This window comes from Arthrobacter sp. UNC362MFTsu5.1, assembly GCF_000685965.1.
Taxonomy (GTDB): Bacteria; Actinomycetota; Actinomycetes; order Actinomycetales; family Micrococcaceae; genus Arthrobacter.
Window position 1 is genome coordinate 64,461 of the sequence record NZ_JMLE01000016.1, and the last position, 25,425, is coordinate 89,885.

The 25,425-nt window shown below is 66.0% G+C and carries 16 protein-coding genes and 1 riboswitch; of the genes, 12 read left to right on the forward strand and 4 right to left on the reverse strand.

Annotated elements, in window-relative coordinates:
- The first annotated feature begins 28 nt into the window (after nt 1–28).
- Genes BS38_RS27140 through BS38_RS0115560 form a run of 3 tightly spaced genes read left to right on the forward strand, consistent with a single transcriptional unit; the run spans nt 29 to nt 3,059 of the window.
- Nucleotides 29–739 (forward strand): hypothetical protein, encoded by a 711-nt coding sequence (locus BS38_RS27140; protein WP_028271646.1) that lies wholly within the window; start codon nt 29–31, stop codon nt 737–739.
- A 5-nt stretch (nt 740–744) separates the two neighbouring features.
- Nucleotides 745–2,034, forward strand: a complete 1,290-nt coding sequence (locus tag BS38_RS0115555) for an MFS transporter (protein ID WP_028271647.1) — start codon at nt 745–747, stop codon at nt 2,032–2,034.
- The gene (locus tag BS38_RS0115560; protein WP_028271648.1) at nt 2,031–3,059 is read left to right on the forward strand and encodes a TolB family protein; all 1,029 of its coding nucleotides are present in this window, start codon (nt 2,031–2,033) and stop codon (nt 3,057–3,059) included. Before BS38_RS0115555 ends, BS38_RS0115560 begins: the two co-directional genes overlap by 4 nt.
- 209 nt (nt 3,060–3,268) lie before the next feature.
- Here BS38_RS0115560 and BS38_RS0115565 read toward each other — a convergent pair whose 3' ends face one another.
- Entirely contained in the window at nt 3,269–8,038 is a 4,770-nt protein-coding gene (locus BS38_RS0115565; RefSeq protein WP_028271649.1) for a DUF4082 domain-containing protein, read from the reverse strand.
- 413 nt (nt 8,039–8,451) lie between these two features.
- On the opposite strand from BS38_RS0115565, the gene smc reads away from it, so the two are divergent.
- Nucleotides 8,452–12,087, forward strand: a complete 3,636-nt coding sequence (gene smc / locus BS38_RS0115570; protein WP_028271650.1) for a chromosome segregation protein SMC — start codon at nt 8,452–8,454, stop codon at nt 12,085–12,087.
- A 73-nt stretch (nt 12,088–12,160) separates the two neighbouring features.
- Nucleotides 12,161–13,375, forward strand: a complete 1,215-nt coding sequence (gene ftsY / locus BS38_RS0115575) for a signal recognition particle-docking protein FtsY (RefSeq protein WP_028271651.1) — start codon at nt 12,161–12,163, stop codon at nt 13,373–13,375.
- A 26-nt stretch (nt 13,376–13,401) separates the two neighbouring features.
- Here the strand turns inward: ftsY and BS38_RS0115580 are convergent, their stop codons facing one another.
- Complete coding sequence (locus BS38_RS0115580; RefSeq protein WP_051628958.1) at nt 13,402–14,547, reverse strand: MFS transporter; 1,146 nt, start codon at nt 14,545–14,547, stop codon at nt 13,402–13,404.
- Nucleotides 14,548–14,901: 354 nt separating this feature from the next.
- Here BS38_RS0115580 and BS38_RS0115585 point away from each other — a divergent pair, with 354 nt between their 5' ends.
- Both BS38_RS0115585 and BS38_RS0115590 read left to right on the forward strand, forming a co-directional pair.
- Nucleotides 14,902–16,254: an ammonium transporter gene (locus BS38_RS0115585; RefSeq protein ID WP_028271653.1), complete on the forward strand. Its 1,353-nt coding sequence runs from the start codon at nt 14,902–14,904 to the stop codon at nt 16,252–16,254.
- On the forward strand, nt 16,251–16,589 hold the full coding sequence (locus BS38_RS0115590) for a P-II family nitrogen regulator (RefSeq protein ID WP_011692333.1): 339 nt from the start codon (nt 16,251–16,253) through the stop codon (nt 16,587–16,589). Before BS38_RS0115585 ends, BS38_RS0115590 begins: the two co-directional genes overlap by 4 nt.
- Before the next feature lie 157 nt (nt 16,590–16,746).
- Here the strand turns inward: BS38_RS0115590 and BS38_RS0115595 are convergent, their stop codons facing one another.
- Nucleotides 16,747–18,135, reverse strand: a complete 1,389-nt coding sequence (locus BS38_RS0115595; protein ID WP_028271654.1) for a glucose-6-phosphate dehydrogenase — start codon at nt 18,133–18,135, stop codon at nt 16,747–16,749.
- A gap of 151 nt (nt 18,136–18,286) precedes the next feature.
- Here BS38_RS0115595 and ffh point away from each other — a divergent pair, with 151 nt between their 5' ends.
- Nucleotides 18,287–19,879, forward strand: a complete 1,593-nt coding sequence (gene ffh, locus BS38_RS0115600; RefSeq protein WP_028271655.1) for a signal recognition particle protein — start codon at nt 18,287–18,289, stop codon at nt 19,877–19,879.
- A gap of 96 nt (nt 19,880–19,975) precedes the next feature.
- The gene (locus BS38_RS0115605; protein WP_028271656.1) at nt 19,976–20,710 is read left to right on the forward strand and encodes an alpha/beta fold hydrolase; all 735 of its coding nucleotides are present in this window, start codon (nt 19,976–19,978) and stop codon (nt 20,708–20,710) included.
- Here the strand turns inward: BS38_RS0115605 and thiC are convergent.
- Nucleotides 20,679–22,565 (reverse strand): phosphomethylpyrimidine synthase ThiC, encoded by a 1,887-nt coding sequence (gene thiC, locus BS38_RS0115610; RefSeq protein ID WP_028271657.1) that lies wholly within the window; start codon nt 22,563–22,565, stop codon nt 20,679–20,681. The two genes, BS38_RS0115605 and thiC, sit on opposite strands and share 32 nt — an antisense overlap.
- A riboswitch (TPP riboswitch) is annotated at nt 22,560–22,667 on the reverse strand. (Overlaps the previous gene by 6 nt.)
- A gap of 83 nt (nt 22,668–22,750) precedes the next feature.
- Between thiC and BS38_RS0115615 the strand changes: the two genes are divergently transcribed.
- The 3 genes from BS38_RS0115615 to BS38_RS0115625 all read left to right on the forward strand — a co-directional run bounded on the left by BS38_RS0115615 (nt 22,751) and on the right by BS38_RS0115625 (nt 25,343).
- Nucleotides 22,751–23,839 carry an amidohydrolase family protein gene (locus BS38_RS0115615; RefSeq protein WP_028271658.1) on the forward strand — a complete coding sequence of 363 codons (1,089 nt, stop codon included), beginning with the start codon at nt 22,751–22,753 and terminating at the stop codon, nt 23,837–23,839.
- 78 nt (nt 23,840–23,917) lie between these two features.
- Nucleotides 23,918–24,793: a VOC family protein gene (locus BS38_RS0115620; RefSeq protein ID WP_028271659.1), complete on the forward strand. Its 876-nt coding sequence runs from the start codon at nt 23,918–23,920 to the stop codon at nt 24,791–24,793.
- 112 nt (nt 24,794–24,905) lie between these two features.
- On the forward strand, nt 24,906–25,343 hold the full coding sequence (locus BS38_RS0115625; protein WP_028271660.1) for a hypothetical protein: 438 nt from the start codon (nt 24,906–24,908) through the stop codon (nt 25,341–25,343).
- The last annotated feature ends 82 nt before the right edge of the window (nt 25,344–25,425 follow it).

The following is a 25,425-nucleotide window of genomic DNA, read 5'->3' on the forward strand; positions in this document are numbered from 1 at the left end:
CAACGCCTGAACGGGAGGCGGGGGCCCAATGTTAGCGAAGAGGCTTGTCATCGTGGGGGTGAGTGTCGCGGCAGCGCTGGGCGGTGCCGCTCTTGTCTTCGATCAGCTGGCGGGAGCCCCGGACGCAAGCCTGTCGGCTCCGTCAGGCACCGGCACTGCCGCCCCGGACGGGGCCGAAGCCTCTCCGGCGCAGGGAGGTCCGGACGCAGGGATACCCGCCGCGCCTGGAACGGCGACAGACAGCGGGACCGGACAATCTCCCGGAGCAGGGGAGGGAACGGGAAGCCCCGCACCGGCCGCCGGGTTGCAGGAGGTTCTTCCCCCTGTGGCGGCGGCCCCCACCGGGCTTCCGGTGCCGTCCACGCCGGCGGCACTGGTTAGCATGCCGCTGCCGCCAACAGCCTCGGCCCAAGGGAAAATCGTGGCTGGCTTCCCCGAGGAATCCCTCCGCTTTCCGGACGGAAGCGTTGTGGTCTCCACCGGTGTATCAGCCGCTGATACGGTGCTGCAGGTGACGGCCGATGCCATATCGGCGGCCAGCCAGGACTCCGTCGTGGGCCATTTCCAGCAGCAGCTCGCAAAACTCAACTTCTGGTCAGAGCCGGCCCCCGCAACGGAGGGACAACGGGCGGTCCGTTTTGTCAGGGGCGCCGATTCGGTGACCCTGACAACATCAGCGACGGGCACGGGCAGTACCCGCTTCATGTTGCTCGGCAACCTTCACACGACGGCGGGGTAGCGGCCATGTATATCTCGGTCTCGGATCGGAACGGCGGCAAGAAGGACGCGCTGCCGGCAGCCAACGATTCCACGGTGCCCCCGCGGGCATTCCGGCTGTCCCCCGTCATCCTCTGGCTCGGTGTCGTCAGCATGTTCACCGATGTCTCCTCAGAATCGGTATCCGCCGTCCTCCCGCTCTACATCACCGGATTTCTCGGCCTGTCCGCCATTGCGTTCGGGATTCTGGATGGAATCAACCAAGGGGCCAGCGCGATTGTCAGGATCGCTGCAGGCTGGGCCGCGGACCGCAGCGGGCATCCAAAACGGATAGCACTCGCCGGTTACGGACTGTCAATGGTGGCCAGGATCGGTTTCCTCTTCGCCGGCGGTTTCTGGGCGCTGACCGCGATCGTGACCGGTGACCGGATCGGCAAGGGGATCCGGACGGCACCGCGGGATGCGCTGATCACGGTGTCCGCCCAGCCCGAATACCTGGCGCGCCACTTCGGCGTCCACCGGATGCTGGACAACATCGGTGCCGCAAGCGGACCGCTGCTGGCATTCTTCATCCTCATGCTGATTCCGAACGGCTATGGCACCCTTTTCGTGGTCTCCCTGGCCTTCGCGGTGATCGGCGTCGCCGCGCTCGCACTGCTCGTGCCCAACCTGAAGACGGGAAACCCGGCGGGACCCGCGCCGGAACGGAGGCCGGGCCCGGTGTTCGTCTTCCGCTGGAGCCTCTTGCGGGAGCCCGGATTGGGCAGGCTGCTCGTCGCCTCGGGACTGCTCGGACTGCTGACCGTGGGCGACGGATTCATCTACCTCGTCCTGCAGGACCGGGACTCCTTTGCGGTGCAGTGGTTTCCGCTGCTCTACGTGGGCACCAACGTCGTGTTTCTCGTCCTTGCGATCCCGCTGGGCAAGCTGGCGGACCGCTGGGGAAAAGCGAAAGTCTTCGTGGCGGGGCATGTGGCCCTCCTGCTTTGCTATCTCCTCGCTGCGGCGCCGCTTGGCGGATTGGGCCCGACCCTGGCCTGCCTGGTCCTACTCGGAGCCTTCTACGCCGCGACTGATGGCGTCCTCGCCGCCCTGGCGAGCCAGCTCACTCCGCCGGACAAGCTGGCCACGGGCATCGGCGCAGCCCAGACGGTCGTGGCCCTGAGCCGGATGGCAGCTTCGGCCGGCTTTGGCGTGCTGTGGTTCGCACTGGGTCCGTCCACGGCCATGGTGGTGGTGGGCAGCTGCCTGGCCGTCGCCGTACCTGCCTCGTTGCTGATCCTGCGGGCGGGCGCACGCCAGAGGCAAGCAGCTTGAACCCCGCAAGCCGCAGGAAACGCTGGATCATCCTTTTGGCGATTACAGTGGTGGTCCTTACGGCTGCCGGCTCCTACGCTGCCGTCGCCTTCCAGCGCTTCCAGGACAGCCGCTCGGCAGCGTCCGCCGTCAACGTGGCATCCGGCGGTGCCCTCCCGGAAGCCCCCTTTGTCCTGTTCCGCAACACGGCGGCTGGACAGGGGTACGGGATGGCCGGGACCGTTCCGCTGGCGGCACCCGGCGGCCGGCGGTCGCTGGCGTCCGAGGCCTGCGACCGGGTCTACGGCACCGCCCGGAACCTCGTTTGCCTGAAGACAAACCGCGGGCTCGTCACCAACTTCGAGGCAGTCCTGCTGGACCGGCAATGGCAGCCCACCGGCCGGTGGGCTCTGCCGGGGATCCCCAGCCGTACACGGATGAGCGCTGACGGCTCACTGGTGTCCACCACGGTGTTTGTCTCCGGCCACTCCTACGGCGCTGCCGGCTTTTCTACCGAAACGTCCATCAGCCGGACTGACGGAGGCGCCGGAACCGGGAGCCTGGAAGGCTTCGCCCTCCTGGCCAACGGGGTGCAGGTGACGGCGGCGGACCGGAATATCTGGGGCGTGACCTTCGTCCCCGGGGATGCTGACGCGTTCTATGCCACGGCGGCGTCGTCAGGGCGCATCTGGCTCGTTAAAGGAAGCATTTCGGCCAGGACCCTTACGGCAGTCCACGACGGCGTCGAGTGCCCCTCGGTTTCGCCGGACGGCACCCGCGTTGCCTACAAGAAGAACACCGGCACGGCCATGGCCGCACACTGGAAGATCGCCGTCCTGGACCTGGAAAGCGGAGTCGAAACGGTCCTGTCAGAGGCCCGCAGCGTCGACGACCAGATCGAGTGGCTCGATGACGGAACACTGCTCTACGGGCTGCCCCGCGACGGCGCCGCGGGCGACAGCGATATCTGGCAGATCGGGACAGATCCTTCTGCCCCTGCCTCGCTCTTCATAGAGCACGCCTGGTCGCCGTCCGTCGTGCGCTAGCGCCCGCCGCAGGATCCGCCCGCCGCACCGGCGACCTCTTACCCCGCAACACAACCCCAGCCGTAGGCGAGGGTCCCCGCCGCACCGCCGTGAGCGGTACGGCCGAGGGCTTCTTCCGCGGTGAGGCCCGAGGGCTCCCTGGGTATAGCAAAGGGCCCCTCGATGTTTGGCCGAGGGGCCCTCAGGGTGTCACGTTTTCCGGATCCGGATTACTTCGGGGCGAAGACAACGTCCACGAAGTAGTTGGTCGAATTGCTTGTTTGGTTGGGAACCGCCGTTCCCGAACCAAAACGGTACAGCCCGTTGTTGTTGGCCCTGGCTGTCAGGGCACCGCTTGTCCACGCCTTGGAAAAGAAGTTCGGCGTATAGGAGTAGCGGCCCACCGGGGCGTTGTAGGACACGACGTAGTTCGTGCCTACTGTCAGCGCTATCGGGGTCGGCAGCAATGCGGTCTGCCAGCCGCTGGCCGTTTCGTTCGTGAACGTCACTTTGGCCAGCCGCACACCAGATGCCGTCCACAGCGAACCTGTGTGAGTGCCCGTGTTGCTTGTCCCTTTGTAGAAGCGGATGGCCGTGACAGAACCGGCAACGGAGGACTTGAACACCACGCCGAGCTCCACAGCCCGGACATCCGTTGACGCGGCGATCTGCGGCAGCAAGGACGCGAAGAGGGACTGCGTGGGCGGCGGAGGAGTGAGTGTGGTGAACTGCCACGAGGTGGGCGCCAGCGCCGCGCCCGCCAGCGACACGACATTGGACGCGCTCGCTGTGATGACGGTATTGGCAGGCAACTGTTGTGCCGGCGTGAACGTCAGCGTGCGGCCGTCCGCGGACAGCGCCGACGCTCCTGCAATGTTGGCTCCGCCGGCCGCCAGGGTGAGTGAAGCGCCGGGCTGTACGGCCGAGGACACCGTGAGGCTCGGCTGGACGTTGAGCGCCACCGCGGTGGCATTCGGTGCCGGCGACTGCGCAGTCACCGTCAAAGGCTCCGGCGGAGGCGGAGGCGCCACACCCGACGTTTGGAAGACCAGGTCGACAAGGTAGCTGGAGCTGGACGACGAACCCGGGAAGTCGCCGCTGTAGGAGAACCCGCCGGAGTCGGCTGCCGTCCGCAGCGGTCCGCTCGTAAACCCGGTGGTGAAGCCGCCGGGTGTTGCCGAATACGTGCCGGTGGGCGACTTGTAGGCTGCCACATACTCGGTGTCAGCTGCGATGGCCACTGGCTGGCTGAAGGTAGCCGTTTGCCAGCCGGCGCTGGACTCGGCCGTGAATGTCACTGTCGCCAGCTGCTGGCCCGTGATGCTGAAGAGGCTTCCCGTGTGGGTTCCGGTGTTGCCGGCGGACTTGTAGAAGCGGATGCCGGTAACCTGTCCGCTGGTGGAGCTGGCGAACCGTACGCCCAGGGCCAGCGGGGCTCCGTCCTTGACTTCCAGAACGGTCGGGGTGACCGTGTCCTGGTAAAGGGTGCAGGGGCAGACTCCGTCGGTCCGGGGGAGCGGCACCGTGGTGAAGGTCCAGGTCCCCCCGGCGCTGAGCGGCTGGTTTGTGGTGGAGGTGGCCGTCAGGCTCGCCGTGTAGCTGGTGGCCGCCGCAAGTTGTGCCGACGGCGTGAATGTCACCTTGCCTGTTGCCGGGTCGTAGTTCGTGGTCCCGGTGATGTTTGTGCCCCCGGGACCAGCCAGTGTGAACTGGACACTCGCTGCAGTGGCCGGTTTGGAGAACGTCGCGCTGACAGTTGTGTTCAGCGCAACACTGGACGAACCGGGGAGCGGGGTTTGGGCGCCCGCCACAAATGCCGGCTCCGGGTACTGCACCACGACATCCACCAGGTAGCTCGCAGTGGAACGGACATTCGGGAAGTCGTTGCTGTACGAATAGGCGCCGGCATCGGAGTTCGCCCGTAGGTTACCCACGGTCAGTCCGGGGCCGAAGCCGTTCACCGTCGCCGAGTAGGCTCCCGTCGAGGTCTTGTAGGCCAGGATGTACTCGGTGTTCGCGGACATCCCCACGGGCTGGTTGAAGTACGCCGTCTGCCAGCCTGCGGTGCTCTCATTGGCGAAGGTAACTGTTGCCAGTTGCTGCCCTGCGGCCGTGAACAGTGTGCCGGTATGGGTGCCTGTGTTGCCGGCTGACTTGTAGAAACGGATGCCCGTAACGGTGCCGTCTGCCGTGCTGGAGAAACGGATACCCAGGGTCACCGGTACGCCGTCCCTGACCTCCTGGATTCCTGGCAGGACCGAGTCATCGTAGAAGCTGCACGGGCAGCTTCCTGGAGGGGGCGGCGACAGGACCGTGGTGAACGACCACGTCCCGCCGCCGGTCAGGGCCCCGCCGCTGGCGGCAGTGCCGCTGAGGGTCACAGTGTAAGTGGTTGCCAGCGCGAGGGGGGCGCCCGGCGTGAACGTCACTTTGCGGGTTGTGGAGTCGTAGCTGGTTGTGCCTGCCACAGTAGTGCCGTCGGCAGCCTTAAGAGTCAGCTGAACGCTTGACGCCGTCACTGGCTTGGAGAAGACCGCCCCGACCGTTGTGGCCTGCGGAACGCTGGTTGAGCCGCCCAGCGGCCACTGTCCCGAAGCGGTCAGCGGGGTGGTGTCCACCGTCTCGAACACGGCATCCACGAAATAGTTTCCGTTGCCAAAGCTGTTCTGCGGGAAAGCATCGGGACTGCCGTAAACGCCGGCCGGTTCGCTGCCGAATCCTCCCGCGACTGTCAGCGGCGGCTCATTGGACCCGAAGCTCGACCACGCATACTCCTGCGAAGCGTAATGGCCCTTGGGAGCGGTGTAGGAGGCCGTGTATTTTTGCCCTGCTGTAACTGCCACGGCCTGGCTGAACTGCACTTTCTGCCACCCCGAGGCCGTTTCGGCGGTGAAGGTCGCGGTGGCTAGCCGCTGTCCGGACGAGTTCCAGAGGGACCCGATGTGGGTTCCCGTGTTGGCCGTGCTCTTGTAGAACCGGACTCCGGTGATGAACCCGTCGATGCTCGGTGTGATCTTCATGCCTAGCTCATAGGCGCCGCCGTCCTGGGAATCCGGTACCGCGGGAACCTGTTGTCCAAACACCGTATACGGGCCGCTGAGCTGCAGGTTCCGCGTCACCGCGGTGCCGATGTTGGCGCTGTCATCCACAGCTCGGACCTTAACGCTTGCCGTGTCGAGGCCTTTCTGAATGTACGTATAGGTCCAGCTTTGCTTGCCCTGGGCGGGATGCCAGGTGGCTCCGCCGTTGGTGGAGACTTCGACGCCGGCGACAATGCCGCCGGCGTCGCTTGCAGTGCCGGAAACTGTGACGCTGGTGCCGTGCGGAACGGCAGCTCCTTCGGCGGGGGACGAGATCGTCGCTGTTGGCGCTGCCGTATCACTGCTGGGACTTGCCGCGGCCAAGGCACCATCGCGCGTCCCGGGTTGGGCCCCCATGTCCGCCAGCAGGTTGACCTGGGCCTGTTGCATACGAGGGTCCGCGGCTGCACCGTTGCCGTCGTGCTCCTGGTCAAGTCCCCACGACCACTGGACCGTGCCGGCCGAGAAGACCAGCGCTCCGCTCTGAGCACGGTAAAGCGTGGTGTTGTGAGTGGTGTTTCCGGGTTTCACTGTATTGCCGAAGTCCTGGAGATACTCCGGTGTGGGGCCGGTTGTCGTCGACAACCTGATCAGCCCTGCGGGCCTGAATCCGTTGTCCAGGTCCTCGTTGGACTCGTAGCCCACTGTATGGGGTGCCAGTTGGGCAGAGGTTCCCGCGGCGAGGGAGGCCAGGGATGTGTTCCGCCAGAGACGTGACTTGCCCTCCGCCGCGCTGACGGTAACGGGAAGATCCGTAAAGTTGGACATGTACATGGTGCCGGTCAGTCCGTTCTCCGGCAGACCGCCTCCGTTGGCCTGCGAAGCGAACCTGGGGTCACGCCAGGTTCCGGTCCATTGGGGGCTGGGATCGATCTTTTCGTTGGCCCAGGTCTCCTTGTAGGACGTGATTGTCCGCCCGGCCGCGCTGTCCACTGGCGACGGTTCGATCCGAGTGCGCCAGTACATCTCATTACCGGACAGGAACTGCAAGTTCACGCCGGCATCGCGCGCGGCCTCCACATTTGCCCGCTGTGGTCCGGACCAGTATTCGTCGTGGCCCACGGAGAGGAAAACCTTGTGGTTGAGGAGCTGCGCGCCGCTACGGTGGGTGTCGATGCCACTGATGTAGCTGATGTCGTAGCCGTTCTTCTCCAGGAAACGCACCATGGGGTACTCGTTGCTGAAGTAGAAGTCACGGCCTGCCGGACCACCACGCGTGGCAACCGGCCGGTTGTAGCTGACCTTGTACGCCCTGCCGTTGGTTCCGTAGTAGAAATTCGAACCGCCATAGTCGTTGTAGGCCTGCCACGTTGTATCGGAGGTCTGGAAGACGACATCCGAGTGGCTGCCATCGGAGCGGACGATAAACGTGATATGGCTCGAAGCCCCGTTATCCGGGCGCCTCAGGAGGGCGACATACACGCCCGAGACGGCAGTCGGCGGGACTTGCCACGTTGCGGAAACGGCCCACGTACCGCAGTCATAGAGGCCGGTTGCCGCATCGTTCAGGCATTGCGGCTGTGATTGCCGGAAGGCAAGGGGCGTGACGTCCGCAATCTTGCGGGCGCCGAGGCCTTGGTACCAGCCGGTCCGGTAAATGGCGATCGTGTAGTTGGACGCGTTGGTGTCAATCTTGAAGTTGATCGGCTGCCCGGCGTTGACGCTGATATCGGTGGCAAATCCCTGGATATCCGAATCGCCGGCGCCGGTAATGTCCCACTCGGATGAAGGGCTTCCCGGCTTGGAGTTTTCACATGCTATGGCGTTCACAACCGGGGCGCAGGGGTCCGCCGCATACGCAAACGGTAGCAGCGCGGCCGGTGCCGCAGCGGGCAGAAGCGCGGCCACCATGGCCAACGCCAGCAGGAAGACGACCTGCTTGAAGGCTTTAATGGTGCGATCGACTGAGGATACGGACATGTGAACTCCTGGAGTGAGTGCGCAGTTGCGGATCAGGCGGTGCTCAATGCACTGCCCTGCATGCCGCCCCCCGGCGCAGCCAAACCAAGATATTCAGTTGTCGTCCAACAGAAGGTTGCGTCCAAAACGCCCCTCACTGCATCATGGCCAGTCCAGCTTCGCTGTATCCTGCCAAGTCGATCCGGTGTGAGACCACCGGGTCGAGCAGCGTCAAGCAACCTCTAGCCGCGAGTCTAAGGGCACGCGGGGACGCGAGGCAAGGGGCTCATGGCGTGAACATGCCCAAATCCGGGCAATGTCGGTGCCACGCAGTAGATTTGAGGCAGGAACACGCCGAATTTCAGCACTCAGAAGTTCAGCACTCAGAATTTCAGCAGCTCAGAACATCAGCCACTCAGGAGATCCGAACCACCTTGCACCTCAAGAGCCTGACCGTCCGCGGATTCAAGTCGTTCGCGTCAGCCACGACGTTCGACTTCGAGCCGGGCGTCACTGCAGTGGTCGGTCCGAACGGTTCCGGAAAATCCAATGTTGTGGACGCCTTGTCCTGGGTCATGGGCGAACAGGGTGCCAAAACACTGCGCGGCGGCAAGATGGAGGACGTCATCTTCGCGGGCACGTCGGGCCGGCCGCCGCTGGGCCGGGCCCACGTCTCGTTGACCATCGACAACACAGACGGCGCCCTGCCGATCGAGTACAGCGAAGTGACCATCTCCCGCACGCTGTTCCGCACCGGCGGGTCGGAGTACGCCATCAACGGCGCCGGCTGCCGGCTCCTGGACATTCAGGAACTGCTCTCCGATTCCGGACTGGGCCGTGAAATGCACGTGATTGTGGGGCAAGGGCAGCTGGATAAGGTCCTGCACGCCACACCGGAGGACCGGCGCGGCTTCATCGAAGAAGCCGCCGGGATTCTCAAACACCGCCGGCGCAAGGAAAAGACGGTCCGGAAGCTGGAGGCGATGCAGGCGAACCTGCAGCGACTGGGTGACCTCACCAGTGAAATCCGGCGGCAGCTGACCCCGCTCGGCAAACAGGCGGAAGTGGCCCGCCGCGCCCAAAGCGTGCAGTTTGAAGTGCGGGACGCCCGAGCCCGGCTCCTGGCGGACGACCTTGTGCAGCTGCGGTCCGTCCTGGCCCAGGAGGTGGCGGATGAATCCGCGCTGAAGGCGCGCAGGGCGATTGTGGAGCAGGGCCTCGAAAACGGTCGTCAGCGGCAGTCGGCGCTGGAACGGCAGGCGGCCGAGGCAACGCCCAAGCTCAACGCTGCGCGGGACACCTGGTACCAGCTCTCGGCAGGCCGCGAAAGATTCCGTTCCCTCGGGTCGCTTGCGGAGGAACGCCGCCGGTTGCTGGGCGCCGCGGACGAGATGCCGGACTCGGGACGGGATCCGGAACAGCTTGAAAGAAACGCTGCCCGCGTCCGCGAAGAACAAGCCGCACTGGAAGTCGGGATCCTGCAAAAACGCACCGCGCTGGAAGCCGCGACGGCAGCCAAGCAGGACGCCGAGAGTGCGGCGAGTGCCGAAGACAAACGGCTGGCTGCTGTGCTTCGTGCGGCTGCCGACCGCCGGGAGGGGCTGGCAAAACTGGCCGGCCAGGTGGGTGCGGCACGGTCACGCGTTGAGGCGGCACAAGCCGAACTTGGCCGGCTCCGGGAATCCCAGGCCGCCGGTGACGAGCGGCGGCGCCGCGCCCAGAGCGAGTTTACGGCGCTGGAATCGCAGGTCGCCGGCGTCGAGGACGGCGAGGAATCCCTTGACGCCGATTACGAGGATGCCAGCGCTGCCCTGGACGAAATCCTGACCGACATTGAAGCCCTCACGTCGGCCGGGCGCGACGGGGAACGGGAACGCGATTCGCTGCTCGCCAGGCGCGACGCACTCCAGCTCGGGCTCAACCGCAAGGACGGGTCCGGCCGCGTGGCCGGCTCGGGATTGCCCGGGGTCATCGGGCCCCTGGCCTCGATGCTCGCCGTCGAATCCGGCTATGAAGCGGCCGTCGCCGCCGCATTGGGGAACTGCTCTGACGCCGTCGTCGTCCGGGACGACGTTACCGCCGTCGAAGCGTTGCAACTGCTTAAGGACGACGACGCCGGCCTCGCCTCGCTGCTGCTGGCGGCCCCTGCTGGGCAGGACAACCCGGAAGCGATGTCTGTTGTACCCGCTGTGTCCGCCCGACGTCCCCTTCCGCGGGGTGCCCGATGGGCTGCGGAGCTGGTCAGGGCATCTGACGCCGGCGGTGCCGCGGCGGACCTGCTGCTGGACACCCTGGTGCGCAGCGTGTTGGATGCCACTGTGGTTGTTGACGGCCTGGAGGCGGCGTCGGAGCTTATCCGCGAGCAGCCGGGTCTGACGGTTGCGACGCGCGCGGGCGACGTCTTCACAGCCTTCACCGTCCGGGGCGGCTCGGCGAGTGCACCGTCGCTGCTGGAAGTGCAGGCTGCCGTCGACGACGCCGAAACGAGGCTCGCCGCGGTTGGCGCCGATCTCGAACGGAACCGGTTTGCACTGGCCTCGGCGGTGGCGCGAAAGGCCGAGGCCCAGGAACGCGCAGACGCCGCCCTGGACCGTCTCCACGAATCAGATGCCCGGCTGGCCGCCGTGGCGGAACGGCTGGGCCATCTAAACTCGGTCCTCCGGAGCGCAGTGGGGGAGAGCGAAAGGCTCGGTGCGTCGCTGGCCGGGGCCGAGGCAAACATCGTCGCCGAACAGGAGGCCCTCGAAGCCGCGACCGCACGCCTCGATGCAGCCCGGCAGGCCCCCGCGGACGAGGAGCCCTCGGCCGAGCTCCGTGACGAGCTGGCGCTGGCGGCGTCCGCGGCACGGTCTGCCGAGATGGAGGCCAGGCTTTCGCTCCGGAGCGCCGAGGAACAACTCACCGCCACCCGCAACCGGGCCCTTTCATTGGAACGTGCCGCGGCGGCCGAGCGCCGGGCGCGGGAAGAAGCGGCGCGGCGTGCCCGCCGCCGCAGGCTCCAGGCGGGCCGGGCCGCTGCCGTTTCGGCTGCGGCGGAGCAGGCCATCGCGTTCATGGACACCTCCGTGGATCTCGCCCTCCGCGCCCGGGACCTTGCGGAGGAAGAGCGGGAGCTGAGGGATCGCGAACTTGTGGAGGTACGGTCACAGAATGACGCCCTGGGCCGCGAGCTGGCGGAACTGACGGATTCGGTGCACCGCGACGAGCTTGCCCGGACGCAGCAGCGGCTGCGGATCGAGGCCCTCGAGCTGCGCTCGGTCGAGGAGCTCGGTTTGTCTCCGGACCAGCTGGTAGCGGACTACGGTCCGGACCAGCCCGTGCCCGTGACCGCCGAAGAATCCGCCGACAAGTGGGCGGCCCTCCGCGCGGCGGTGGACGAGGACGGCAGGCCGATCCCGGAAGGCAAACCGTTCGTCCGCGGCGAGCAGGAAAAACGGCTTCGCAAGGCCGAGCGGGATCTCTCCTCCCTGGGCCGGGTGAATCCGCTGGCACTGGAGGAGTTCGCGGCCCTGGAGGAACGGCACCAGTTCCTCAGCAGCCAGCTGGAGGACCTCAAATCCAGTCGCAAGGATCTGCTGGACATCATCAAGGAAGTGGATGACCGTGTCCAGAAGGTCTTCGCCGAAGCGTTCGCGGACACCTCGGCACAGTTCGTCCGTGTGTTCGCCCGGCTCTTCCCCGGCGGCGAGGGACGGCTCGTCCTGACCGACCCGTCGGATATGCTCACCACGGGCATTGAGGTGGAGGCACGGCCGGCCGGCAAGAAGATCAAGCGGCTCTCCCTGCTGTCCGGCGGCGAACGTTCGCTGACCGCAGTGGCCCTGCTCGTGGCCATCTTCAAGGCGCGCCCGTCGCCGTTCTACGTGATGGACGAAGTGGAGGCTGCTTTGGACGACACCAACCTGGGCAGGCTCATCACGATCTTCGAGGAACTCCGTGAGTCCAGCCAACTGATCGTCATCACGCACCAGAAGCGGACCATGGAGGTTGCCGATGCCCTGTACGGCGTCACCATGCGGGGCGACGGGGTGTCAACGGTCATCAGCCAGCGCCTCGGCGCCGAAGTCTAGCCCGGCTGCGGCCCCGCGGCCGACGCCGGCGTCAGTCTCCGGCCGCGTCCCGCGATTGTGAGAAGCTAGGGGAGTGAATGACATCCTCCCCATTATCCTTGCCATCCTCGCTGCCCTGGTGGTCGTTGGCGGACTGATCCCGGTCCTCCTGAAGACCCGCCGGAACATCACGAAGTACCCGGGCACCCGCGACGCCAACGATCCTGTCGAACCCGTGCGCGGCGCGGGCGGAACGCTGGTGGAGGACCGCCCGGCGGTGACAACCGAGCGCCAGGCGCCAGCCGCCGTCGACCTCGAAGGACTGGAACCGGCCGAGGTCCCGGACGAGGCGGCGGGGCTTGAAACCATTGCTGTCGAAACTCCGCTGCCGGTTGCCGGACGGCTGACCCGGCTCCGTGAACGCCTTGTCAGGTCCAACAACATCCTCGGCAAGGGCCTGCTCGCGCTCTTGTCCAGCGACAAGATTGACGAAGACGTCTGGGACGAAGTCGAAGAAACCCTCCTGCTGGCGGATCTTGGCACCGCACCGACCATCCAGCTGGTGGACGCCCTCCGGGAACGCGTCAAGGTGCTGGGGACACGGACCCCCGAGCAGGTCAAGGCCCTGCTTCGCGAAGAATTGATCAAGCTCGTGGACCCGACCATGGACCGCAGCCTCCGCACCGAACGCCACGCTGACAAGCCCTCCGTCATGATGGTGGTCGGTGTCAACGGCGTAGGAAAAACCACCACCGTGGGCAAGCTCGCGCGCGTCCTTGTGGCCGAAGACAAGGACGTCCTGCTGGGCGCTGCGGACACGTTCCGTGCCGCAGCCGCCGAACAGCTCGCCACGTGGGGCCAGCGCGTCGGCGTTCCCACCGTGAAGTCCGACGTCGACGGCGCCGACCCCGCCTCAGTCGCCTATGAAGCGGTCAAGGCAGGAATCGACCAGGAGGTCGACGTCGTGATGATCGACACCGCCGGCCGGCTGCAGAACAAAGTCGGGCTGATGGACGAGCTCGGCAAGGTCAAGCGCGTCATCGAGAAGCTGGCCGAAGTGGACGAGGTCCTTCTGGTGCTGGATGCCACCACCGGACAGAACGGCCTGAACCAGGCCCGCGTGTTTTCCGAGGTCGTCAACATCACCGGCATCGTGCTCACCAAACTGGACGGCACCGCCAAGGGCGGCATCGTGGTGGCAATCCAGAAGACGCTCGGGGTTCCGGTCAAGCTGATCGGGCTGGGCGAAGGCGCGGACGACCTCGCACCGTTCGACGCCGAGAGCTTCGTGGACGCGCTGCTGAACTAGGTGCGCTGCTGAACTACGTGCACTGCTCAGGCAGGCCTATGGACGGTCTCCCGCGCGAAGAGCCAGCCGGCGGCAGCCACGATCAGCACACCACCGGTCACGCCGAAGGCCCAGCCATACCCTAACCGGTCCGCGAGCACACCGGCGAGGACGGGGCCGACGATGGCACCCGCGTCGGACATCATCTGGAAGACCGCCAGCACCCGGCCGCCGGAGCGCCCGTTGCCGATCACGTCGGCAATGGCGGCCTGCTGTGCCGGACCCAGCAGGCCGGAACCTATTCCGGCGACGGCGGAGGCCGCCAGGAACCAGGTCATGTCGTGGGTCAACCCGATTCCCGCCGTCGCCACGCCCGTCAGGACCAAACCGGCAATCATCAGGGGCTTGCGTCCCAGGCTGTCAGCAAGTTTCCCCGAGACTGTCAGTGCCGCGGCGTTGCCGCCGGCAAAGACGGCCAGCGCCCAGCCCGCCGCAGCCGGCCCCCCACCCAGCGCCGCCACGGCGAAGAGCGGCACCGTGGCCATGCGCACACCGAACGTAGCCCAGCCGTTGGCGAAGCTGGAAAAGAGTCCAGCACGGTAGGCACTGTCCTGCATCGCCTCGCCCAGCCCCATCGCCGGCCCGGTGCCGCCGTCCTTCCGTGATTTCCCCGGCACATGGCTGAGCTGGGTCTGGACCACCAGTGCCGCCAGGACCAGCGCGGCCGCGTACGCCAGGAACGGGATGCGCAGGCCGAAGCCGGCGAGCAATCCGCCGACGATGGGGCCGCAGACGTTGCCGATGAGGAAAGCGGAAGCGTAGGCGCCGGAAACCCTTCCGCGGCTTTCCGGCGGTGCCAGCCGAACCACCAGGGCCATGGATGCGACCGTGAACATCACCGAGCCCGCGCCGCCCAGTCCCCGGAAAATGAGCAGCTGCCAATAGTCCTGGGCGAACGCGCACGCCGCAGTTGAGACGGCCACGATCAACAGGCCGGCAACATAGACGGGACGTTCGCCCAGCTTCACGATCAACGCGCCGCCGGCAGGCGCGAACAGCAGCCGCATGAAGGCAAAAATGCTCACAATGACGGCGGCGGCAGTTGCTCCGACGTCGAAGGTGGTGGCGAATTGGGGCAACACAGGCGCCACCAGCCCGAAACCAAGCGCAATCAGGAAGGCTGCGACCAGCATCACCTTAATATCGCGCGGAAGGCGTGTGCCGGCAGCCTGTGCTGCGGGGCCGGGGTGGCCTGGTGGGCCGCCATTTCGGCCGGGCAAGGCCTTACCGGGGCGGAAACGATCGTTCATGGTGCCGTTGTCCTTGCGGAGTGCTGTGGAGGGCGTTTGGGACTGGTGAAACATAACCGTAACAAGTGAGATATGCACCATTTACTTCCGGGAGGTTCTTGTAACAACCCGGACATCTAATTCCTCCGCCGGCGAAACACAGCCCGGCAAAAATCTTCTTAGAACGCAAATAGGCGTTGGGCATGCGGAGAACTCCGCGGGATCAACAAAGCATCTAGGCAAGGGAGGACGTGCACCATGGAACTTACCGCAGGTCACGTATGGCTTATGGTTGCGGCGGCACTTGTGCTGTTCATGACACCAGGGCTGGCATTTTTCTACGGCGGCATGACGCGTGCGAAAGCCGCGCTGAACATGATGATGATGAGCTTCATCTCCATCGGCATGGTCGGTGTGGTGTGGGTACTCTGGGGCGCATCCATGAGCTCCGGCGAAGGCTTCATACAGATCGTCGGCAACCCGTTCGCAACGTTCGGACTCGAGGGAATCACCACCCCGGACGGACTCATCAAGGTCGGCTACGCAGCAACCTTCGCCATCATCACAGTGGCACTGATCAGCGGCGCCATCGCGGACCGTGCAAAGTTCGGCGCTTGGACCGTGTTCGTCCCGGTCTGGGTCACGCTGGTTTACTGCCCGATCGCCTACATGGTCTGGGGCGGAGGCCTCTTCGGGCCTGAAGGCGCAGTCGGCAAGGCTCTCGGTCCTGCCATTGACTTCGCCGGTGGCACCGTGGTGCACATCAATGCCGGTGTGGCCGCACTCATTCTCGTTTTGATCATCGGCAACCGCAGGGGCTTCGGCAAGGACCCGAACCACCGCCCGCACAACATCCCGTTCGTAATGCTCGGTGCAGCGATCCTGTGGTTTGGCTGGTTCGGCTTCAACGGCGGCGCAGCAACCACGGCGGAACAGGGCGGCCTGATCTGGGTCAACACCCTCGCCGCACCGGCAGCTGCCATGCTCGGCTGGCTCATCACCGAACGCATCCGCGACGGCCACCCCACGTCACTGGGCGCAGCTTCCGGCGTGGTGGCCGGCCTGGTCGCCATCACCCCGGCTTGTGCAAACGTCAGCCCGATCGGCGCGCTGGGCCTCGGCGTCGTCGCCGGTGTGGCCTCCGCCCTGGCAGTCGGCCTGAAGTTCCGCTGGGGCTTCGATGACTCACTGGACGTTGTCGGCGTCCACCTCGTCTCGGGCGTTATCGGTACCGTGGCACTCGGCTTCATCGCCCTCCCGGTTGAAGGTGTCGGTGGCGGCCTGTTCTACGGCGGCGGACTGACCCAGCTGTGGGCCCAGCTCGCAGCGGCGGGCATTGCCATCGCCTACTCGGCCGTCCTGACGACCGTGATCGCACTGGCCATCCACAAGACCATGGGCTTCCGCGTCTCCCAGGAGCAGGAAGTTGTGGGCGTGGACCTCAGCCTGCACGCAGAAACTGCCTACGAATTCGGCGTCGGCGGCCACGGCGGGAGCTTCCAGCCGCTGCATGAACTGATCACCGGCAAGCAGGGCGAGGAGTCCGCTCCGGTAGCCGAAGACGGCAAGAAGACTGACGCAGCAACAGGTAAGGAAAGTGTGGGGGCATGAAACTGATCACAGCAATCGTCCGGCCGGAAAAGCTCGACTCCATCCGGGAGGGGCTCGAATCCTATGGCGTGCAGGGCCTCACGGTCAGCGCCGCCAGCGGGTACGGCAGGCAGCGCGGGTACACCGAGGTGTACCGCGGGGCTGAGTACAACGTGGACCTGCTTCCCAAGATCCGCGTTGAGGTCCTGGCCACGGACGAACAGGCGGACGACATCCTGGATGTCATCATCGCCAGCTCCAACACAGGCCGTGCCGGTGACGGCAAGGTCTGGACGGTGGACGTCTTTGAAGCTGTAAGGGTACGAACGGGTGAACGCGGCTCAGCCGCCATCTAGCCGACGGCCAGCCCAATGAGCTTTGCCTCAAGCGGGCCCGGCACCTGACAAGGTGCCGGGCCCGCTTTTGCGTTGTGAACCGCTGCGTTGCGAAGAACTGCGTTGGGAACCGCTGTGTTGGGAACAGTTACCTTGGTAACGGCGGCGCTGGGAGCACCTAGGCCGGCCAGCCCTCGGGACCGGACGTTCCGGCCGCGTATTCCTCCATGGGAACGCTGCCGCGTTCCCATGCCTTGATCACCGGCTCAATGATCCGCCAGCAGTCCTCGGCGGTGTCCGCCCGCACTGAGAGCAGCGGATCGCCGGTGAGGACGCCCTCGAGCACTTCGCCGTACGGCAGCAGGTCGGAAGCGCTGAGTTCGGCGTTGAGCGTTACGCGGTCGAGGCTCAGGACGTTGCCGGGGCCGTTCACGTCGACGTCGAACTGCAGGGTGTCGGGTCCGAACCCGATCCGGAGCTGGTTAGGCGAGTCGACGCCGGTGAATCCTGCGGGCAGGTGCGGCACTGGCTTGAAGGTGACAACTGCCTCCTTGCGTTTTGCTCCGAGCGCCTTGCCGGAACGGAGGATGAAGGGGACACCCTGCCACCGCCAGTTGTCGATGCCCACCTGCACCTCCGCGAGTGTTTCGGTGTTCCTGGCCGCGTCCACGCCTGCTTCCTTGACATAGTCGGGGACCTGCCTGCCGTCGATGGACCCGGCGGTGTATCGGGCCCGCCGCGTGTTCGCGCGGTAGGGGGCCTTGATGCTGCTGGCGCGCAGGAGGGTGGCCACAGCGTCGCGGAGATCGCGCTCATCGACGGTTGCCGGCGGCTCGATGGCCATCAGGGCCATGATCTGCAGCAGGTGGCTCTGGATCATGTCACGGAGCGCGCCGGCGGCGTCGTAGTAGCGTGCGCGGCCTTCCAGCGCCAGGTCCTCATCAAAGATGATCTCCACCTTCTCGATGTAATCGCGGTTCCAGACCGGCTCCAGGAAGGTGTTGGCGAAGCGCAGGCCGAGGATGTTGAGCACCGTCGCCTTGCCCAGGAAGTGGTCCACCCGGTGGATGTGGTCCTCCGGGACCAGCGCCGCCAGGGTCACGTTGAGGTGGCGGGCGGAATCCTCACTGGAGCCGAACGGCTTTTCCATCACCAGGCGCGTGCCGGCGGGCACGTCCTCCGGGGCCAGCACTTCGCAGGCTTTTTGGCTGACGTGGGGCGGAAGGGCGAAGTACACGGCCACCGGGGCTTCGAGGCCGGACAGCAGGGAGGCAAGTCCGCCGGGGGCAGTCACGTCAAGCTGGTGATACGACGTTGACCCCGCAATCCGCTTGAGTTCGCGCTTGCCGGCGGCGTCCGCCTGGGAGTTCGAGTCGGCAAAGGACGTCTCCACACGTTCAAGCCATTGCTCCCGGGTCCAGGGATCCGACCCTGCCCCCACGAGCGTCAGCCCGTCGGCGCGGCCCCGGGCGGCCAGCCGTGCGAGCCCCGGCAGGAGCAGCCGGCCGGTAAGATCCCCTGACGCACCAAGGATGAGCAGGGTTTTTACAGTTGTTTGGGTGGCCATCCTGCCAGCATGCCATCTTGAAGGGCTGTCTTGGTACCCTAGATAGTCGAGTCCCGTTGTCGAGGCAGTTGGTCCAGGCCAACAACAGTCACGACTCTGGCGAGCCGCACCGGCCGCCAGCTGTAGATCCACTGAAAGAAGTGCACGGCGCGTGTTCAATTCACTCTCTGACCGGTTGACAGCAACCTTCAAGAATCTCCGCGGCAAGGGCCGCCTCACCGAGGCGGACGTTGACGCCACGGTCCGCGAGATCCGGCGGGCCCTCCTGGACGCCGACGTTGCTGTGCCAGTGGTCCGCGAGTTCACGGGCCGGGTGCGCGAGCGTGCCCTGGGCGCCGAGGTCTCCGGTGCGTTGAACCCCAGCCAGCAGATCGTCAAGATCGTCAACGAGGAACTCGTAGAGATCCTGGGCGGCGAAACCCGGCGCATCCGGCTGGCCAAGACCGGCCCCACCATCATCATGCTCGCGGGCCTTCAGGGTGCCGGCAAAACCACCCTCGCCGGCAAACTCTCCAAGTGGCTGAAGTCCCAGGGCCACAGCCCCATGCTCGTGGCATGCGACCTCCAGCGGCCCAACGCCGTAACCCAGCTCCAGGTGGTCGGCCAGCGCGCCGGAGTTCCCGTCTTCGCCCCGCACCCGGGTGCCACGTCCACCGAACTGGACCATCCTGCGGGCGACCCCGTGGCGGTTGCCCGCGCCGGTGTCGAGGAAGCGCGGCAGAAGCTCCACGACGTCGTCATCGTTGACACCGCCGGACGACTTGGCGTGGACGCCGACATGATGGAGCAGGCGCGCCAGATCCGCCGCGCCATCGTGCCGAACGAAGTGCTCTTCGTCATCGACTCCATGATCGGCCAGGACGCCGTCAACACGGCGCTCGCTTTCGATGAAGGCGTCAACTTCACCGGCATCGTTCTCTCAAAGCTCGACGGCGACGCCCGCGGCGGTGCCGCCCTGTCCGTTGCGTCGGTCACCGGCAAGCCGGTCATGTTCGCCTCCACCGGCGAAGGCGTTGACGACTTTGAGCTGTTCCACCCGGACCGCATGGCGTCCCGCATCCTCGACATGGGCGATGTCCTCACCCTGATCGAGCAGGCGGAAAAGTCCTGGGACAAGGACGAAGCGGCGCGGATGGCGAAGAAGTTCGCCGACCAGGAAGACTTCACCCTCGACGACTTCCTCGCCCAGATGCAGCAGATCCGCAACATGGGCTCCATGAAGAAAATGCTCATGATGATGCCGGGCGCGCAGAACATCCGCCAGCAACTGGAGCAGTTCGACGAACGCGAAATCGACCGCGTGGAAGCGATCGTCCGTTCCATGACGCCGCACGAACGCGTGGCCCCGAAAATCATCAACGGATCACGCCGGGCCCGCATCGCCAAGGGGTCGGGCATGCATGTGTCGGACGTCAACGGCCTGCTGGAGCGGTTTGCCCAGGCGCAGAAGATGATGAAGAAGATGGCAGCCGGCGGCGGAATGCCCGGCATGCCGGGGATGCCGGGCATGGGCGGCGGCGCGGGAGGTGCCCGCAAGGGCGCCAAGAACGCGCCCAAGAAGAAGGCCAAGTCGGGAAACCCGGCCAAGGCAGCCCAGGAGCTCCGCGAGGCGGAGGCCCGGCGTGCCAACGCCGGAAAGGCACTGCCCACCGGTGCCGCCTTCGGCCAGCAGGGAGCGGATTTCGATCCGTCCCAGCTCAACCTGCCCAAGGGCTTCGACAAGTTCCTCGGCGGGAGCAAGTAAGTTACCGGCAGGGCAGTCTTCCGCGCGGGCAACGTGATTGTCGGCCGGTTCAATGTCGCCCGCCGAATTATCCGGCCATTGCCATAGGGTTGGGGCATGTTTAAGCAGCGCGTAGTGTTCGTCCACGGTTCGGGGGCCTTCGGGTCCGCCGCGTGGCCCAAGCAGCACGGCATGGCACTTGCCTATGACGCACTGTTCCTGCGCCGCTACGGCTTTGACCCGGTGGCGGAACCTCTTGAGTCGGACTTCCAGGCCGACGCCCGGATTGTGCTGGCCGCTTTGGCGGATGAAGGCCGCGGCGCTGCCGGCGGTCATGTGGTGGCCCATTCCCAGGGCGCCATCGCGGCGATGATGGCGGCTGTGGAGCGCCCGGACCTGGTGCACTCCCTCACCCTGGTGGAGCCCGCGTGCCTGTCGCTGACCGCCGAACTGCCCGCGACGGCAGCGCACCGGTCCCTGATGCAGCCCCTATTCGATGTGCGGCACCAGCTGGGCGACGACGACTTCCAGCGGGAGTTCGTCCGGCGCGCATTTTCCGTTCACAGCGACGGCCCGGCCACACCGGAAGCGCTCAACAGCGCCCGCAGGCTCCGGCTGCAGGCGCCCCCGTGGGAGGCGCCGCTGGAGATCGTCCCGGGAGTCCCTACGCTTGTGCTCACCGGCGGCTGGGAGCCGCTGTACGAGGAGATTGCCGGGTACCTGCGCGAAACCGGTGCCCTGCACCGCGTTGCAGCGGGCGGGCACCGGCCTCAGGACTCCGTGGAGGGAGACCGGTTCATCCGGTCATTTATTGCAGAGGTCAGCCGGCGTCAGCACTCACAGGCGTCTTAGCGGCGCCTTCACCCGCTGTGGCATTGCGCAGGTCCGGCTGTTCCTGGCGGGGAAGCTGCAGTTCCGGAAGGTAGACCTTGCCGCCGGCTGCCAGGAATTCGTTGCTCTTCTCCCGCATGCCTGCCGCCATCTCGGCCAGGGCGGTCTGGGCTTCGGCTGAACCGTATTCGTCCCGGATGTCCTGGCTGATGCGCATGGAGCAGAACTTGGGCCCGCACATGGAGCAGAAATGCGCAGTCTTTGCCGGTTCCGCCGGCAGCGTCTCGTCATGGAAGGCCTCAGCCGTGACAGGGTCCAGAGACAGGGCAAACTGGTCCCGCCAGCGGAATTCGAACCGGGCCTTGGACAGGGCGTCGTCACGTTCATGGGCCCCCGGGTGGCCCTTGGCGAGGTCGGCGGCGTGGGCGGCGATCTTGTAAGTGATCACACCGGTCTTCACGTCGTCCTTGTTCGGCAGCCCCAGGTGTTCCTTGGGTGTGACGTAACAGAGCATGGCCGTGCCGTAACGGGCGATTTCCGTGGCGCCGATGGCTGACGTGATGTGGTCGTAGCCGGGAGCTATGTCCGTGACCAGCGGCCCGAGCGTGTAAAAGGGTGCTCCCTTGCAGAGTTCCTGCTGGCGCTCCACGTTTTCCCTGACAAGGTGGAACGGCACATGTCCGGGGCCCTCCACCATCACCTGCACATCGAATTCCCAGGCGCGCTGCGTCAGCTCAGCCAACGTATCCAGCTCTGCGAACTGCGCGGCGTCGTTTGCGTCCGCCGTCGCGCCGGGCCGCAGCCCGTCGCCAAGCGAGAACGCAACGTCGTACTTGGCGAAGATCTCGCACAGTTCGTCGAAGTGCGTGTACAGGAAGTTTTCCTGATGGTGGGCCAGGCACCAGCCCGCCATGATGGATCCTCCGCGTGAGACGATGCCGGTGACGCGGTTGGCCGTCAGCGGTACGTAGCGCAGCAGGACTCCGGCGTGGATGGTCATGTAGTCCACACCCTGTTCGCACTGCTCGATGACGGTGTCGCGGAAAATTTCCCACGTCAGTTTGTTGGCCTCGCCGTTGACCTTCTCCAAGGCCTGGTAGATGGGCACGGTGCCGATCGGCACCGGCGAGTTGCGGATGATCCATTCCCGGGTGGTGTGGATGTCGTCTCCGGTGGACAGGTCCATCACCGTGTCTGCACCCCACTGGGTGGCCCACTGCAGCTTGTCGACCTCCTCGGCGATGGAACTGGTAACAGCCGAGTTGCCGATGTTGGCGTTGATCTTCACGAGGAAGGCCTTGCCGATGATCATCGGCTCGGACTCCGGGTGGTTGATGTTGTTGGGGATGATGGCTCGGCCCGCGGCAACTTCGCTGCGCACCAGCTCAACATCGCAGTTTTCCCGTAGCGCGACGAACTGCATTTCGGGAGTCACCACGCCCTGCCGGGCGTAGTGCATCTGGGTGACGGTGCGGCCCGCGACCGCACGGCGGGGCACCGGCTGCGCGCCCTTCCACTCCGCGGACGCAGCGCCCCGGCGCACGGCCGACTTGCCGTCGTCGAGGAGGTTCCGTTCCCTGCCGCTGTACGGCTCGGTGTCCGCCCTGGATTCAATCCACCGGGTCCTGAACGGTTCCAATCCCACCACCGGATCGCTGCCGGGCCCTGCTGTCCGGTAGACCCGGAAGGGCGGGTTGGCCGCGCCCCCCGGCGAATCCTCCAGGGCAATTTCGGTCACCGGCACCCGGATCCCGGTGGCCTCGTCGGCGATGAACGCCAGTGAATGGGACTTCAGGGACTGCGTTTCATGAGTGCCCGCCTGGCTGGCGGCGGACCCATTTTGGGCAGGGTTCAGCTGTGTTTCTGGTGTATTCACGGAATACTCACTTCCTTCGCCGGCATTACCCGGACAGGTTCGACGGTCGCAGGCCGCGTCAGCCCGATCTCAGCCCCTGCAGGGGCACCCGTGTGGTCGTAGACGAAGCTACCACAGGCCCGGGCAGCCTCCACGTCACACGAGGTTCACATCCACGACCCGGAACCGCGGTCTAGGCTGGAGGCATGCGTGGAATCATCGAATTCACCGGGACCGTGCTGACCGCCCCCGACCAGGAACGGGACGGCCTTTGGGCCCTGGACGGCAGGCTGACATTCACCCGGCCGGCCGCTCCGCCGGACGTGGTGCTGGACGGCTGGGTGCTTCCGGGCCTCGTGGACGCACATTGTCACATCGGCCTTGGACCCGACGGGGATGTGTCCGAGTCCATCGCCGAAGAGCAGGCCGTGACAGACCTTGAGGCCGGCACGCTGCTGGTCCGCGACGCCGGAGCGGTGCATGACACGCGGTGGATCCAGCAGCGTCCGGAGCTGCCGCGGATCATCCGGGCGGGACGCCACATTGCCAGGACCTGCCGCTACCTGCGCGGATTCGCCATTGAAGTCGAGCCGGACGGACTGGTCGAAGCCGTGCGGAAGCAGGCGCGCGCGGGTGACGGCTGGGTCAAGCTCGTGGGGGACTGGATCGACCGCGGCGCCGGCGACCTCGCGGCGTCGTTCCCGGCCGCCGTGGTGCGGGATGCCGTCCGCGCCGCCCACGATGAAGGTGCCCGGGTGACCGCGCACTGTTTCGCCGAAGACACGCTGGATGACATGCTCGACGCCGGCATCGACTGCATCGAACACGGCACCGGACTCCTCCCGCGGCACATACCGCGCTTCGTGGAACAGCGCGTCCCTATTGTTCCCACGCTGATCAACATTGCAACGTTCCCGGACATCGCGGCCCGGGCGGAAGCGAAGTTTCCGGTGTATGCCGCACACATGCGCGCCTTGTGGCAGCGGCGGAACGAGCGGATTGTGGAAGCCTTCGAAGCGGGTGTGCCGATCTACGCCGGGACGGATGCGGGCAGCGTCATCGGCCATGGCCGGATCGTGGACGAGATCCAGGCGCTCCACACCGCCGGCCTGCCGGCGGCGGCGGCGCTGGACGCGGCGTCGTGGGGCGCCCGGAAGTGGCTCGGAGCGGAGGGTATCGCCGAGGGTGCCAGCGCCGACGTCGTACTGTGCGAACAGGACCCCAGGATCAGTCCGGAAACGCTGCGGAACCTGGCGCACATCATTCTTCGGGGACGTCGGCTCCGCCAGGAATAAATTGAAGGTTCAAGTAATTTATTCTATGTAAGCGTCACCGGAGGACCGGCGGCAGAGTTTCGGGAGTTTGGAGTTGCCATGACCACAGAATCCAGCAGCAAGGACCTGCTGCCGGCGGATCTCGCCATGGGCACGGTGATGCTCAAGGTCGGGGACATGAAGCTGATGACGGACTATTACCAGCGCGCGCTCGGGCTGGAAGTCGTGGCTGAGCAGGACGGCGGCGTGTACCTTGGCCGGCGCGGAACGCCCCTGGTCCATCTGGCACCCGCCCCCGGGCTCAACCTTCCGGCCCGGGGTGAAGCCGGACTGTTCCACACCGCCCTGCTCTTCGAAGACAGGCCGTCGCTCGCTGCCACGGTGGCTTCGGCGGCCCGGTATGAGCCGCGGCTGTTCACCGGCAGCGCCGACCACCTCGTCAGTGAGGCCTTCTACTTCAGCGACCCCGAGGGCAACGGCATCGAGCTGTACTGGGACCGTCCCCGCAGTGACTGGTCCTGGGAGGGGACCAGCGTGGTCATGGACAGCCTTGCCCTCCCGCCGCAGCGGTTCCTGCAGGAATTCCTCACTGAGGAAGCGGTAAGCGGCCAGCGTGAGTCCCATGCCGGCGTCGGCCACGTCCATCTTCAGGTGGGCGATGTCCGGTCGGCCCATGACTTCTACGTGGGCACTCTTGGTTTCGAGAAAACCGCCGGATGGCACGGGCAGGCACTGTTCGTCTCCGCCGGCGGCTACCACCACCACATGGCAATGAATGTCTGGAACAGCCGCGGAGCGGGGCCCCGGAAGGACACCTTGGGCTTGGGCGAAGTCCTGATCGAAGTGCCGGGAACGGACGACGTCGGCGCACTCGCCGACCGTTTGCGGGTTGCCGGTGTGGCGTCGCACCACACCGGAGTGGAGCTGCGGTTCGAGGATCCGTGGCGCAACCGGATCCGCGTCGCCGTCCGCTGAGGCGTCGCTGACCTGCGCGTCCTTCTGCGTTAGGCTGATTCCGGACGTCCGGGGCAGCTGTAAAGGTGCCCGGCGGGACCATCGCAGCGCCGACGGAGTGAGGATGATTTCCATGGGTTTTACTGAAATCTTTGTTTCCACCCACGATGAGGCGCTCAAGCGCGCGGGGGCACTTGAGGGCGGCGGGCCCGCGGCTCCTGACTCGCTGCGGATTCCGGACATCAGCGATTTCGAGATTGAGCAGCTCGGCGACCTGGCCGGAGCGGCCGTGCACGCGGCCGGCGCGGACTATGAACTCGCCATGGTGGACGTGGCCAGTGATTCCCTCTTGGGCGTACCGCCGGCCATGGTCCGGGCGCTCGCGGAACTCCTCAGCTACGAGATCGAGGGCGAGGGCAACGTTCTGGAGGATGTTGCCGCCAGGTGGGCGGCCGAGGAGGACATGCCCTTCGGCTCCGAGGAGGCCCTTGGCTATGTCCAGCGGCTCGCGCAGATGGCCGGCAGCGTGGACGCCAACGCCCGGACCGGCCTGTACGTTTGGTCGGCCTGACCGGGCCGCCGGGTGTCAAGTCGAAATCCCGGCGCTGATCTGGCACAATGAACAGGTACTTGATCTGCGTGGCCCCTCTCTC

What these genes read in the sequence shown, in the direction of transcription:
- BS38_RS0115590 (WP_011692333.1), top strand. Translation starts at nt 16,251, where the DNA reads ATGAAACTGATCACAGCAATCGTCCGGCCGGAAAAGCTCGACTCCATC.
- BS38_RS0115605 (WP_028271656.1), top strand. Translation starts at nt 19,976, where the DNA reads ATGTTTAAGCAGCGCGTAGTGTTCGTCCACGGTTCGGGGGCCTTCGGG.
- BS38_RS0115615 (WP_028271658.1), top strand. Translation starts at nt 22,751, where the DNA reads ATGCGTGGAATCATCGAATTCACCGGGACCGTGCTGACCGCCCCCGAC.
- BS38_RS0115595 (WP_028271654.1), bottom strand. Translation starts at nt 18,135, where the DNA reads ATGGCCACCCAAACAACTGTAAAAACCCTGCTCATCCTTGGTGCGTCA.
- BS38_RS0115620 (WP_028271659.1), top strand. Translation starts at nt 23,918, where the DNA reads ATGACCACAGAATCCAGCAGCAAGGACCTGCTGCCGGCGGATCTCGCC.
- BS38_RS0115565 (WP_028271649.1), bottom strand. Translation starts at nt 8,038, where the DNA reads ATGTCCGTATCCTCAGTCGATCGCACCATTAAAGCCTTCAAGCAGGTC.
- BS38_RS0115580 (WP_051628958.1), bottom strand. Translation starts at nt 14,547, where the DNA reads ATGCTGGTCGCAGCCTTCCTGATTGCGCTTGGTTTCGGGCTGGTGGCG.
- BS38_RS0115555 (WP_028271647.1), top strand. Translation starts at nt 745, where the DNA reads ATGTATATCTCGGTCTCGGATCGGAACGGCGGCAAGAAGGACGCGCTG.
- BS38_RS27140 (WP_028271646.1), top strand. Translation starts at nt 29, where the DNA reads ATGTTAGCGAAGAGGCTTGTCATCGTGGGGGTGAGTGTCGCGGCAGCG.
- BS38_RS0115585 (WP_028271653.1), top strand. Translation starts at nt 14,902, where the DNA reads ATGGAACTTACCGCAGGTCACGTATGGCTTATGGTTGCGGCGGCACTT.
- BS38_RS0115625 (WP_028271660.1), top strand. Translation starts at nt 24,906, where the DNA reads ATGGGTTTTACTGAAATCTTTGTTTCCACCCACGATGAGGCGCTCAAG.